The organism is Shinella granuli (assembly GCF_004341885.1).
Classification (GTDB): Bacteria; Pseudomonadota; Alphaproteobacteria; order Rhizobiales; family Rhizobiaceae; genus Shinella; species Shinella granuli.
In genome coordinates this window covers 118,413-131,226 of sequence record NZ_SLVX01000014.1, presented here as the reverse complement: position 1 = coordinate 131,226, position 12,814 = coordinate 118,413, and the positions used below count along the sequence as shown (strand labels likewise).

The 12,814-nt window shown below is 67.0% G+C and carries 12 protein-coding genes; 7 read left to right on the top strand and 5 right to left on the bottom strand.

The features are described 5' to 3' along the window. The first annotated feature begins 8 nt into the window (after positions 1-8). Together EV665_RS20675 and guaD are read left to right on the top strand one after the other, a co-directional pair. Complete coding sequence (locus tag EV665_RS20675; protein ID WP_133035513.1) at positions 9-1,250, top strand: urate hydroxylase PuuD; 1,242 nt, start codon at positions 9-11, stop codon at positions 1,248-1,250. After that, positions 1,247-2,587, top strand: coding sequence for a guanine deaminase (gene guaD, locus EV665_RS20670; protein ID WP_133035512.1), 1,341 nt, complete (start codon positions 1,247-1,249; stop codon positions 2,585-2,587). The genes EV665_RS20675 and guaD overlap by 4 nt, the downstream gene beginning before the upstream one ends. Here guaD and EV665_RS20665 read toward each other — a convergent pair whose 3' ends face one another. Beyond that, positions 2,588-2,884: a hypothetical protein gene (locus EV665_RS20665; RefSeq protein ID WP_133035511.1), complete on the bottom strand. Its 297-nt coding sequence runs from the start codon at positions 2,882-2,884 to the stop codon at positions 2,588-2,590. A gap of 138 nt (positions 2,885-3,022) precedes the next feature. Next, positions 3,023-3,850 (bottom strand): HTH-type transcriptional regulator BhcR, encoded by an 828-nt coding sequence (gene bhcR, locus EV665_RS20660; protein ID WP_064332072.1) that lies wholly within the window; start codon positions 3,848-3,850, stop codon positions 3,023-3,025. A gap of 167 nt (positions 3,851-4,017) precedes the next feature. Here bhcR and gcl point away from each other — a divergent pair, with 167 nt between their 5' ends. The 4 genes from gcl to EV665_RS20640 all read left to right on the top strand — a co-directional run bounded on the left by gcl (position 4,018) and on the right by EV665_RS20640 (position 9,036). Further along, positions 4,018-5,802 (top strand): glyoxylate carboligase, encoded by a 1,785-nt coding sequence (gene gcl / locus EV665_RS20655; protein ID WP_064332073.1) that lies wholly within the window; start codon positions 4,018-4,020, stop codon positions 5,800-5,802. Between the two features lie 20 nt (positions 5,803-5,822). Beyond that, the gene (hyi, locus tag EV665_RS20650; protein ID WP_064332074.1) at positions 5,823-6,602 is read left to right on the top strand and encodes a hydroxypyruvate isomerase; all 780 of its coding nucleotides are present in this window, start codon (positions 5,823-5,825) and stop codon (positions 6,600-6,602) included. A 33-nt stretch (positions 6,603-6,635) separates the two neighbouring features. Further along, the gene (locus tag EV665_RS20645; RefSeq protein WP_133035510.1) at positions 6,636-7,520 is read left to right on the top strand and encodes a 2-hydroxy-3-oxopropionate reductase; all 885 of its coding nucleotides are present in this window, start codon (positions 6,636-6,638) and stop codon (positions 7,518-7,520) included. 247 nt (positions 7,521-7,767) lie between these two features. After that, entirely contained in the window at positions 7,768-9,036 is a 1,269-nt protein-coding gene (locus tag EV665_RS20640; protein WP_133035509.1) for a glycerate kinase type-2 family protein, read from the top strand. 186 nt (positions 9,037-9,222) lie between these two features. Here the strand turns inward: EV665_RS20640 and EV665_RS20635 are convergent, their stop codons facing one another. Continuing rightward, entirely contained in the window at positions 9,223-10,221 is a 999-nt protein-coding gene (locus tag EV665_RS20635; protein ID WP_064332076.1) for an aldo/keto reductase, read from the bottom strand. A 152-nt stretch (positions 10,222-10,373) separates the two neighbouring features. On the opposite strand from EV665_RS20635, the gene EV665_RS20630 reads away from it, so the two are divergent. Beyond that, a complete protein-coding gene (locus EV665_RS20630; RefSeq protein WP_133035508.1) occupies positions 10,374-11,264 on the top strand; it encodes a LysR family transcriptional regulator in 891 nt (296 codons plus the stop codon). Between the two features lie 72 nt (positions 11,265-11,336). Here EV665_RS20630 and EV665_RS20625 read toward each other — a convergent pair whose 3' ends face one another. Beyond that, complete coding sequence (locus EV665_RS20625; protein WP_133035507.1) at positions 11,337-11,780, bottom strand: GNAT family N-acetyltransferase; 444 nt, start codon at positions 11,778-11,780, stop codon at positions 11,337-11,339. Positions 11,781-11,783: 3 nt separating this feature from the next. After that, complete coding sequence (locus tag EV665_RS20620) at positions 11,784-12,734, bottom strand: aldo/keto reductase (RefSeq protein WP_064332079.1); 951 nt, start codon at positions 12,732-12,734, stop codon at positions 11,784-11,786. Between the last annotated feature and the right edge of the window lie 80 nt (positions 12,735-12,814).

The following is a 12,814-nucleotide window of genomic DNA, read 5'->3' as shown; positions in this document are numbered from 1 at the left end:
AGGTCCCTATGTACGAATATGCCATAGCCTGGGATTGGTTGATGTTCGCCGTCCGCTGGCTGCACGTCATCACGGCGATCGCCTGGATCGGCTCGTCGTTCTATTTCGTCGCGCTCGACCTGGGCCTGAAGAAGCACCCCGCGCTGCCGCCGGGCGCCCATGGCGAGGAATGGCAGGTGCATGGCGGCGGCTTCTACCACATCCAGAAATACCTGGTGGCGCCGGCCAACATGCCGGAGCATCTCGTCTGGTTCAAATGGGAGAGCTACGTCACCTGGCTGTCCGGCTTCGGCATGCTCTGTCTCCTGTATTACGCGGGCGCCGACCTCTACCTGATCGATCCGAATGTGCTTGATGTCTCCAAGCCGGTGGCGATCGGCATTTCGCTGGCCTCGCTCGCCTTCGGCTGGATCATGTACGACCTGATCTGCAAGTCGCCCTTCGGCAACGACAACACGCGGCTGATGATCGCGCTCTACTTCATTCTCGTCGTCGTCGCCTGGGGCTACACGCAGCTCTTCACCGGCCGCGCCGCCTTCCTCCATCTCGGCGCCTTCACGGCGACGATCATGTCGGCCAACGTGTTCTTCATCATCATTCCGAACCAGAAGATCGTCGTCGCCGACCTCATCGCCGGCCGCACGCCCGATCCGAAATACGGCAAGATCGCCAAGCAGCGTTCCACGCACAACAACTACCTGACGCTGCCGGTGCTGTTCCTGATGCTGTCGAACCACTATCCGCTGGCCTTCGGCACCGAGTTCAACTGGATCATCGCCTCGCTGGTCTTCCTGATGGGCGTCACGATCCGCCACTACTTCAACACCACCCACGCCAATGCCGGCAACCCGACCTGGACCTGGCTTGCCACCGCGCTGCTCTTCGTCATCATCATGTGGCTCTCCACCGTGCCGAAGGTGCTGACGGGCGAGACGGCCGACGCGAAGGTCTCGGCCAGCCAGCAGCCCTTCGTCACGGCTGAAGCCTTCCCCAAGGTGCGCGACACCGTTCTCGGCCGCTGCGCCATGTGCCATGCCAGGGAGCCGGGCTGGGAGGGCATCATCACCGCGCCGAAGGGCGTCGTCCTGGAAACGGACGGCGAGATCGCCAACCACGCCCGCGAGATCTACCTGCAGGCCGGCCGCTCGCACGCCATGCCGCCGGCCAACGTGACCCAAATCTCCGACGAGGAGCGCCGCCTGCTCGTCGCCTGGTACGAAAGCGCCATCAGCGGGGAGAAGACCCAATGAGCGAACTCCTGATCCGCGGCCGCGTGCTGACCTTCCTCGCCGAGCCGCAGGGCATCGACGACACGGCCGCCTGGCGCTACATCGAGGACGGCGCGGTCTTCGTCCGGGGCGGCAAGGTCGTCGAGATCGGCGAGCATGCCGAGGTCAGCAGGCGCGCCGGCCCCGGCATTGCAGTCGCCGACCACCGTCCGCACCTCGTTCTGCCGGGCCTCATCGACACGCACCTGCATTTCCCGCAGACCCAGGCGATCGCCTCCTATGGCGCGCAGCTCCTGGAATGGCTGAACACCTATATCTTCGTCGAGGAGCAGAAGTTCGCCGAGGCCGCCCATGCCGCCGCCGTGGCGGACCGCTTCATGGACGAGCTGCTCTCGAACGGCACGACGACCGCCGTCGCCTACTGCTCGGTGCATCCCGAAAGCGTCGAGGCCTATTTCTCGGCGGCCGAGGCGCGCGGCATGCGCATGGTCGGCGGCAAGGTGATGATGGACCGCAACGCGCCCGACGCCCTGCGCGACACGCCGCAGCAGGGCTATGACGAGACGAAGCGGCTCATCGGGAAATGGCACGGCCGCGGCCGCGCGCACTACGCGATCAGCCCGCGCTTCGCCATCACCTCCACGCCCGAGCAGATGGAGATGAGCCAGGCGCTCGTCGCCGAGCACCCGACCTGCTTCGTGCAGACGCATCTTTCGGAGAACCGCGACGAGATCGCGTTCGCCACCTCGCTCTACCCGCAGGCGAAGGACTATACGGACATCTACGCCCGCTACGGCCTGCTCAATGACCGCATGCTGCTCGGCCATTGCATCCATCTCAGCGACCGCGAGGTTTCCGTGCTCGCCGAGACGGGCGCCGTCGGCGTCTTCTGCCCGACGTCCAACCTCTTCCTCGGCTCGGGCCTCTTCGACCGCGACAGGTTCGACCGGCTCGGCGCGCGCTGGTCGGTGGCGACGGATGTCGGCGCCGGCACCAGCTTCTCCATGCTGGAAACGATGGACGAGGCCTACAAGGTGCTGCACCTCAACGGCCAGAAGCTGACGCCGTTCAATTCCTTCTACCGCCTGACGCTGGGCAATGCCCGCGCGCTCGGGCTTGAGAAGCACATCGGCTCGCTGCATGCCGGGGCGGATGCGGATATCGTCGTGCTTGATTCCTCCGGCAAATCGGCGATGGAATACCGCATGCGCACCGCCACCTCACTGGCGGAGGAGCTCTTCATCCTGCAGACCATGGGCGACGACCGCTGCGTCGCCGAGGTCTATGTCGCCGGAAAGGCGATGAAGGGGAAGGGCAAGACAGGCGCCGCAAACCAGCGCCTGCTCGAGACGGCCTGATCACTTGACGGTGCAGATGCCGTTCGCGCCGCCGTGTCCGGTATAGGAGACGGCGGCAGAGCCGTCAGGGTTGATGCTGAGCGAGATCGTCACGCCTTCGCCCGTCGCTTCGTAATAATTGTCGTTGACGACCTTCAGCTTGCTTTCCTTGCCATTGATGTAGATCGGCCCGCCCTCGTCGGCATGCACCTCGATGTCATGGGGGCAGGTGGCGTTGACGAGCGGGATCTTTGCGAAGGCGGAGCTCGCGGCGATCAGGAGAGAAGCGGCCACGGCGGCAATCCGGGTCAAGCTCATTGGACAATCCTTTCTGTCTATCCTGGGCTTTACGCCCCGACGGGGTACCCAGATTTGCGTAAGGTCGAAAGATAAACGTTTTCTGCGCGTCGATGAGAACCGGGCCGGTTCGGGATGCCGATCCGGTGGTTGGAAAAGTCAAGCGCGTCGCGAGCGCCCGCCCATCGCCTTGGTCAGCCCCTCCGCCGCCGCGCGCACCACCGGGCCGAAGGCGTCGACCTTGCTGTCGGGCAGGCGCACCGCCGGACCGGACACGGAAATGCCGGCCACCGCCTCGCCATATTCGTCGAAGATCGGCGCGGCCACGCAGCGCATGCCGAGCGTATGCTCCTCGTCGTCGATCGACCAGCCGCGGGCGCGGATTTTCCCGATATCCTCGAGCAGCGTCGGGATCGTGTCGCGGGTCCTGTCGGTGAAATGCTGTAGCGTGCGGCCGGAAAGCAGCGCCTCGATGCGGGCATCCGGCCAGGTGGAGAGGATCGCCTTGCCGATGCCGGAGGCGTGGATCGGCCCGCGCCGGCCGGGGCGGAAGAAGGCGCGCATCGGCGCATGGCTTTCCACCTGCGAGATGAAGACCACGTCGCCGTCGTCCTCGATGGCGATGTTGGCGGTCTCGCCGCAGCCTTCCATCAGTTGCTTGAGGAACGGCCGGCTGATCGTGCCGAGCTTGCGGAAGCGGAGGTACGCGGTGCCGATCTCGAAGGCCTTCACGCCGATCGTCCAGGCGCCAGTCTCCGCGTCATGGGCGACCATGCCGTGCTGGGCGAGCGAGGTCAGCAGGCGGTGCACGGTGGAGGGCGCCATGGCCGACTGGTCGGCAAGGTCGGTGAGCGCCGCACCGTCCGCCTGCGCCACGAGATCGAGAAGTTTCAGGCTGCGGTCCAGCACCTGCACCGAGGACGGTGCCGCATTCTCGCCGGCCTTGCGGCCGGGCCGCCCCCGCGTCTTCTCCTGCTGCTCCGCCATGCGCCCCTCTCTTCCGTCGCTCCGCACTCATGACATAGCCGTCTCGTGGCGATTGTTCCAGTTTCGTTGAAAATGTTTATTTCCATCTGATGGGATTGATTTCCATTTTATGATTGCGCGCAGGAACAGATGCGATACCTTCCTTCTCGAGAGACGGAGGAAATCCCATGGCTAAAATGCGTGCTGTCGATGCAGCGGTCCTGGTTCTGGAGAAGGAAGGCATCGATTGTGCCTTCGGCGTTCCGGGCGCTGCGATCAATCCCTTCTATTCGGCGCTGAAGGCGCGCGGCACGGTCCGCCATGTGCTTGCCCGCCACGTCGAGGGCGCAAGCCACATGGCCGAGGGCTATACAAGGGCCCGCGCCGGCAATATCGGCCTGTGCATCGGTACGTCGGGCCCGGCCGGCACCGACATGATCACCGGCCTCTATTCGGCCTCCGCCGATTCGATCCCGATCCTGTGCATCACCGGCCAGGCGCCGCGCGCCCGCCTCGACAAGGAGGACTTCCAGGCCGTCGATATCGCCAAGATCGCCGCGCCCGTCACCAAGTGGGCCGTCACCGTCATGGAGCCGGGCCTCGTCCCCTATGTCTTCCAGAAGGCGTTCCACACGATGCGCTCCGGCCGTCCCGGCCCGGTGCTGATCGACCTGCCGATCGACGTCCAGCTCGCCGAGATCGAGTTCGACATCGACGCCTACGAGCCGCTCGAACCCTACAAGCCGGCTGCCACCCGCGCCCAGGCCGAAAAGGCCCTCGCCATGCTGAACGCGGCCGAGCGCCCGCTGATCGTCGCCGGCGGCGGCATCATCAACGCGGATGCCTCGGACCTCCTGGTCGAGTTCGCCGAGATCACCGGCGTTCCCGTCATCCCGACGCTGATGGGCTGGGGCACGATCCCGGACGATCACCGGCTGATGGCCGGCATGTGCGGCCTGCAGACCTCGCACCGCTACGGCAACGCGACGCTGCTCGCCTCCGACTTCGTCCTCGGCGTCGGCAACCGCTGGGCCAACCGCCATACCGGCAATGTCTCGACCTATACGGAAGGCCGCACCTTCGTCCATGTCGATATCGAGCCGACCCAGATCGGCCGCGTCTTCACGCCGGACTTCGGCATCGTCTCGGATGCCGGCGCCGCGCTGAAGGTGTTCCTCGACGTCGCGACCGAATGGAAGGTCGCCGGCAAGCTGCGCGACTGGTCGGCCTGGGCCGAGGAGTGCCAGGAGCGCAAGCGCACCATGCTGCGCAAGACCCATTTCGACCAGACGCCGCTGAAGCCGCAGCGTGTCTACGAGGAGATGAACAAGGCCTTCGACCGCGACACCTGCTACGTCTCGACCATCGGTCTTTCCCAGATCGCCGGCGCGCAGTTCCTGCATGTCTACAAGCCGCGCAACTGGATCAACTGTGGCCAGGCCGGCCCGCTCGGCTGGACGCTGCCCGCCGCGCTCGGCGTGCGCGCCGCCGATCCCGATCGCCCGATCGTCGCCCTGTCCGGCGACTACGACTTCCAGTTCCTCATCGAGGAGCTGGCGGTCGGCGCCCAGCACAAGCTGCCCTACCTGCATGTGGTCGTGAACAATTCCTATCTCGGTCTCATCCGCCAGGCCCAGCGCGGCTTCAACATGGACTTCGAGGTCTCGCTCGCCTTCGATAACATCAATGCGTCGGGCGATTCGGAAGCCGGCTATGGTGTCGACCACGTCGCCGTCGCCGAAGGCCTCGGCTGCAAGGCGATCCGCGTGCGCAGCCCGAACGAGTTCCAGGAAGCCTTCAACACCGCGCAGGCGCTGATGAAGGAGCACCAGGTCCCCGTCGTCATCGAGTTCATCCTCGAGCGCGTCACCAACATCGCCATGGGCGCCGACATCAATGCCGTCGTCGAATTCGAGGACCTGGCCGAACGCGGCGAAGACGCCCCGACCGCGACGCTGGCCCTCCTGGACTGAGACGAAGAGAGGAAAACACGATGCCGAAATTCGCGGCCAACCTGACCATGCTCTTCAACGAGGCGCCGTTCCTCGAACGCTTCGCGCTGGCCGCCAAGGCCGGCTTCGAAGGGGTGGAATATCTCTTCCCCTACGATTTCGACAAGGAGGCGCTGCGCGCCGCGCTCGATCTCCATGGCCTGACGCAGGTGCTGCACAACCTGCCGGCCGGCAACTGGGCCGGCGGCGAGCGCGGCATCGCGGTCCTGCCGGACCGGGTCGACGAGTTCCGCCGCGGCGTCGCCTCGGCGATCGACTATGCGACGGCGCTCGGCTGCAGGCAGGTCAACTGCCTCTCGGGCATCGCCCCGGTCGGCGTTTCGGACGAGGTGCTGCGCACCACCTTCGTCGCCAACCTGAAGCTGGCGGCGGGCGAGCTCGGCAAGCACGGAATCCGGCTTCTGATCGAGCCGATCAACCGCTTCGACATTCCGGGCTTCTACCTCAATACCCCGGACCAGGCGGCCTCCATCATCGCCGAGGTGGGCAGCGACAACCTGTTCATCCAGTACGACCTCTACCACCAGCAGCGCACCGAGGGCGAGCTGATCGGCACGTTCAGGAAGCACCAGGCGCAGATCGCCCATGTGCAGCTCGCCGACAATCCGGGCCGGGGCGAACCGGGCACCGGCGAGATCGCCTGGCCCTTCGTGTTCAAGACGCTGGACGCGCTCGGCTACGACGGCTGGATCGGCTGCGAATACAAGCCGCGCACCACCACGCAGGAAGGCCTCGGCTGGCTGGCCGAAGTCGGCCGCTGAGCCAGACAGATTTTCAGATTGGGAGTTAGCATCATGGCAAATATCGGTTTCATCGGCCTCGGCATCATGGGCACGCCCATGGCGCGCCATCTCCAGGACGCCGGCCACACCGTCATCACCTCGAAATTCTCCGTTTCGCCGCGCCAGGAACTCATCGACAACGGCCTCAAGATCGTCGACAGCCCGAAGGTGCTGGCCGAGACCGTCGACACGATCATCCTCATGCTGCCCGATACGCCCGAGGTCGAAGACGTGCTCTTCAGCGAGAACGGCGTCTCCTACGGCCTTGCGGCCGGCAAGCTCGTCATCGATATGAGCTCGATCTCGCCGATCGCCACCAAGGAATTTGCCAGGAAGATCCGCGCGACCGGTGCCGAATATGTCGATGGTCCGGTCTCGGGCGGCGAGGTCGGCGCCAAGAACGCCTCGCTCTCCATCATGGCCGGCGGCTCGCAGGAAAGCTTCGACCGGGCGCTGCCGCTCTTCCAGCTGATGGGCAAGAACATCACCCTCGTCGGCGATTGCGGAGACGGCCAGGTGACGAAGGTTGCCAACCAGATCATTGTCGCGCTGACCATCGAGGCGGTGTCCGAAGCCCTCGTCTTCGCCTCGAAGGCCGGTGCCGATCCCGCGCGCGTGCGCGCCGCACTGATGGGCGGCTTTGCCTCCTCGCGCATTCTCGAAGTGCACGGCGAGCGCATGGTCAAGCGCACCTTCGATCCGGGCTTCCGCATCTCGCTGCACCAGAAGGACCTGAACCTGGCGCTGCAGGGCGCCAAGGCGCTCGGCGTCGCCCTGCCCAACACCGCGTCCACGCAGGAGCTCTTCAACCAGTGCGCCGCCCATGGCGAGGCCGGTCTCGATCACTCAGGTCTCGTCAAGGCGCTGGAGCGCATGGCGAACCACGCCGTCGCATGACGGCCTGGCCGGGCGGGGAGGGGAGCCCCGCCCGGCCACCCCTTCTGGAGGAGGCGGCGCAGCCCCTCATCCCCCGCCGCGGCTCTTTTTCATCGGGAGGTGCTGGCGGGCGGGTGAGGGGCTGTGCTTAATTGCCCCGCCCGAAGCGCCGCGCGCCCCGCGCACGGCGACGGCCGCTGTAGAATTTTGAATCTGCTGCCGGAATCCCTCGTCCCGAGGCCCGGCGCAGCGTGACCCGGAGGAACCCATGCCGCCCATCGCCGATCCGCGCGCCTTTCTCGAGCATCTCTTTTCCGTCGCGGTCTCCGCCGCCGATCCGGACAAGGTGCTGGCCGCCAACCTGCCGGAAAAGCCGAAGGGCCGCACGGTGGTAATCGGTGCCGGCAAAGGTGCGGCGCAGATGGCGCGCGCCTTCGAGCGGCTCTGGGACGGCCCGCTCACCGGCGTCGTCGTCACGCGCTACGGCTATGCCGTCGCCTGCGAGCGCATCGAGATCCTGGAGGCCGCCCATCCGGTGCCCGATGACAGCGGGCTCCTCGCCTCCGGCCGGCTGATGGCCGCCGTGCGGGGCCTTACCGAGGACGACCTCGTCGTCGCCCTCGTCTGCGGCGGCGGCTCGGCCCTGCTGCCGGCGCCGGCCGGCGACCTGACGCTTGCCGACGAGATCGCCGTCAACAAGGCGCTGCTGGCCTCCGGCGCGCCGATCAGCGCCATGAACGCCGTGCGCAAGCAGGTCTCGCGCATCAAGGGCGGCCGGCTCGCCGCGCTTGCCCATCCGGCCCGCGTCGTCTCGCTCGTCGTCTCCGACATTCCCGGCGACAATCCCGCCCTCGTCGCCTCCGGCCCGACCATCGCGGACGAGACCACCCGCGCGGATGCCCTGCGCCTCATCGAGCGCTACCGCCTCGACCTGCCCGAAGCCGTGATGCGCCACATCCGCGAGGGCAAGGACGAGCCGCCGCTGCCGTCCGATGCCGCCTTCGCCCGCAACGCGGTGAAGCTCGTCGCCTCCGCCGCCGTCTCGCTGGAGGCCGCCGCCGAAGCGGCGCGCAAGGCGGGTGTCGAGGCCGTCATCCTTTCCGACGCCATCGAGGGCGAGGCGGCCGAGGTCGGCCGCGTGCATGCGGCGATCGCCGCCGAGGTGGTGCGCCGCGACCGGCCGTTCCGCAAGCCCGTCGTCGTGCTGTCGGGCGGCGAGACGACCGTGACGATCAGGGGCAAGGGCAAGGGCGGCCGCAACGGCGAGTTCCTCCTGTCCCTCGCCTGCGGCATCGATGGCCTGCCGGGTCTCTTTGCGCTTGCCGCCGACACGGACGGGATCGACGGTTCGGAGGACAACGCCGGCGCCTTCGCCGACGGGACCACCGTCGCGCGCCTCGCCGACAAGGGCAAGGATGCCGCCGAATTCCTCGGCCGCAACGACAGCTGGACCGCCTTCGACGCGCTCGGCGATCTCTTCGTGCCCGGCCCGACCGGCACCAATGTCAACGATTTCCGGGCCATCCTCATCCAGTAGGATTGGGAGAATCCGGCTAAATATGAAGAAGGTCGCGGAACTGTCCGCGGCCTTTCTGTTTGGTGGCAAACATCGCCCCAAGCACTCCGTCATCCTCGGGCCTGACCCGAGGTCCAGTCTTTCAGCAGCTTGTGGATGGCCGGGTCGAGCCCGACCATGACGGAGGAGAGGCAGGGTGGCCTTTCCTTACCGGTTGGCCATCGAGGCCATGCGCTGCGAGTAGCGTCCGCCGGCCACCTTCGCCGGCGACAGGAGGTCGCCGAGGCGGGCGGCTTCCTCGGGCGTCAGGACGATCTCGGCGGCGGCGGCGTTCTGCTCCAGATGGGGCACCTTGCTGGCGCCGGGGATCGGCACGATGAAATCGCCCTGCGCCAGCACCCAGGCAAGCGCAAGCTGCGCCGGGGCGACGCCCTTTTCCGCCGCCATCTCCTCCAGGAGGGCGACCAGCGCGAGGTTGGCGTCGAAATTCTCCGCGGCAAAGCGCGGCAGCGAGCGGCGGAAATCGTCGTCGGCAAGGCCGTCCAGCTTCTTCAGCGCGCCGGTGAGCACGCCGCGGCCGAGCGGGCTGAAGGGCACGAAGCCGATGCCGAGCGTGCGGCAGGTCTCCAGCACGCCGTTTTCCTCGACGTCACGGGTCCACAGCGAATATTCGCTCTGCACGGCGGCGATCGGGTGCACGGCATGGGCCCTGCGGATTGTCTCGCTGCCGGCTTCCGAAAGGCCGAGCGCCTTCACCTTGCCCGCGCGCACCAGCTCCGCCATGGCGCCCACCGTCTCCTCGATCGGTACGTCCGGGTCGACGCGGTGCTGGTAGTAGAGGTCGATGACCTCGATGCCGAGCCGCTTCAGCGAGGCCTCGGCGACGGCCCTGACGTTTTCCGGCCGGCTGTCCGTACCCGTGATCATCTCGGCCGAGGGTTTGGCGGGATCGATGCGGAAGCCGAACTTGGTGGCGATCACCACCTTGTCGCGCACCGGCTTCAGCGCCTTGCCGAGGAGGATCTCGTTCCTGTAGGGGCCGTAGACCTCGGCCGTGTCGAACAGGGTGATGCCGAGATCGACGGCGCGGTGCAGCGTGTCGATGGCCGCCGTCTCGTCGCTGGAGGGGCCGTAGGCGTGGCTCATGCCCATGCAGCCGAGGCCGAGGGCGGAAACGTCGAGGGTACCGAGCTGTCTGTGTTTCATGGCGAAATCCTTCTTCTGTGGACCCCGGGAGGCAGGTCCGCGCGGCCGGGCGGCGAACGATCCGCCGTCATCCGGGCAAGGCCAATCTAGGACGCGGCGCCTCATCGGAAAATTGCTGCAAAAGCCAACGGCTTGTTCTATCTGTTGGAACAATGAACCGGACCCAGCTTTCCCAGCTCGCCGTGCTCGCCATCGTCGCGGAGACGCGCAGCTTTCGCAAGGCCGCAGGCGAACTCGGCATCGCGCCCTCCGCCGTCAGCCATGCGGTCTCGGCGCTGGAGGCGAGCCTCGGCGTGCGCCTCATCGCGCGCACCGCCCGCTCCGTGGCGCCGACCGAGGAGGGGCGCCTGCTGCTCGACACGCTGGCGCCGGCGCTTTCCGACATTGGTTCGGCCATGGAGGCGCTTGCGGACCGGCAGGGCCGCCCCGCCGGTCCGCTGCGCGTCACCATGCCGCTGATCGCCGCCGAGGAGATCGTCATGCCGCGGCTCGGCGCCTTCCTCGCCGCCTATCCGGAGATCGAGCTGGACCTTCGGACCGACGACCGCTTCGAGGACATCGTCGAGAAGGGGTTCGATGCCGGGCTGCGGCTTGGCGAACATCTGGAGGCGGACATGATCGCGGTCCGGGCGAGCGGCCCCTGGCGCGGCCTCATCGTCGGCGCGCCGGCCTATTTCGAGAGCCATCCGAAACCCGTCCAGCCGCGCGACCTCATGCAGCACCGCTGCATCCGGCGGCGCTTTTCCAGTGGGCGGATCTATCGCTGGGAGCTGGAAAAGGACGGGCGGCTGGTGACGGTCGACGTCGCCGGCCCGCTGATCGTCTCCGACCAGCGGCTGATGCGCGCGGCCGCGATGGACGGCGCGGGCCTTGCCTATGTCTTCGACCAGCGCGTCGCCGAGGATATCGAGGCCGGCCGGCTCGTCGCGGTGCTGGAAGACTGGTGCCCGGCCTTCGACGGCTTTTCGATCTACTATCCCTCGCGCCGGCAGATGCGCCCGGCGCTGCGCGCCTTCGTCGATTTCTTCCGCTTCCGCGGCTGACCCGGGCTCAACGGAATTGCGCTAGATTGCATTATCCGATGCCGAAACGACGTCACTTCGGCTGGAAATGCTCTAGGTTTTCAGCCGGTAGCGGATATGCCCGTCGGCCTCGACATAGCTGTCGTAGAGCTTGCGGGCGCGCGCATTGTCCTGGCGGGTGTGCCAGTAGATGCCGCGCCAGCCGTTGCGCCTGGAAATGGTGACGAGATCGTCGATCAGCGCCCGGCCGATGCCCCTGCCGCGCGTGCCCTCGTCGACGAACATGTCCTCGAGATAGCCTTCCGGCGCGATGCCCCAGGTGGAATCGTGGTAGTGGTGAATGGCAAAGCCCAGCACCGTCCCGTCCTCCTCGGCAAGCCGCATCGAGACGCGCGAGCCGGGATCCAGGATGCGTGCCCAGGTGAAGGCGGTCACCTCCTCCGGCACGTCGGTCTCGTAGAAGGCGAGGTAGCCGGCCCAGAGCTTTCTCCAGGCGGCCTCGTCACCCTCCAGCGCATCGCGGATGGTGATGGCCATGGGTCACGCCCCCGCCGTGTCGAGCGCGGCCATCTGCTCCGCGCTCAGCGTGAGGGCTGCCGCCTTCATCAGGCTTGCGAGCTGGCCGAGGCTGGTCGCGCTGGCGATCGGCGCGGTGACGGCAGGCTTGGCCATCAGCCAGGCGAGCGCGATTTCGGCCGGCGTCGCGCCGGTCTCGGCGGCCACCTTGTCGAGGGCGGCGAGGATGCGCAGGCCCTTGTCGTCGAGATAGTGCACGACGCCCTCGCCGCGGGCCTTGCCCTCGGTGTCCGCCTTCGTGCGGTACTTGCCGGTCAGGAAGCCGGAGGCGAGGCTGTAATAGGTGATGACGCCGAGATCCTCCTTCCGGCACAGATCGGCCAGCGCGCCCTCGAAACCGGCGCGGTCATAGAGATTGTATTCCGGCTGCAGCGCGCCGTAGCGCGGCAGGCCGGCCTTGTCGGCGGCCTCGAACGAGGCCTGCAACTGGCCTGCATCGAGGTTCGAGGCGCCGAAGGCGCGCACCTTGCCGGCCTTGACGAGGCTTGCATGGGCCTCCAGCGTCTCCTCGTAGGGCGTCTGCGGATCCGGCCAGTGCGAGAGATAGAGGTCGATATGATCGGTCTGGAGCCGCTTCAGCGAATTCTCGACCGCCTCGACGATCCAGCGCCTGCGCAGGTCCCGGCGCCCCTGGCCCATGTCGGAGCCGACCTTGGTGATGACCACCACCCTGTCGCGGGCGATACCGGAGCGCTTCAGCCATTTGCCGATGATTGTCTCGGATTCGCCGCCCTGGTTGCCCGGCGCCCAGCGGGAATAGACGTCGGCCGTGTCGATGGCGTTGAAGCCGGCGCCGGTGAAGGCGTCGAGCAGGTCGAAGGAGGTCTTCTCGTCGGCCGTCCAGCCGAAGACATTGCCGCCGAAGACGAGGGGGGCGATCGAAAGGCCGGTCTTGCCGAGGGCGCGAAACTGCATGGGGTTCCTCCAAAGGGTTCGTGCTGAAAAAGGCTTCCTGCAACATAGGGCGCCGCCGGCGCCTTTGCACGCCATGGATC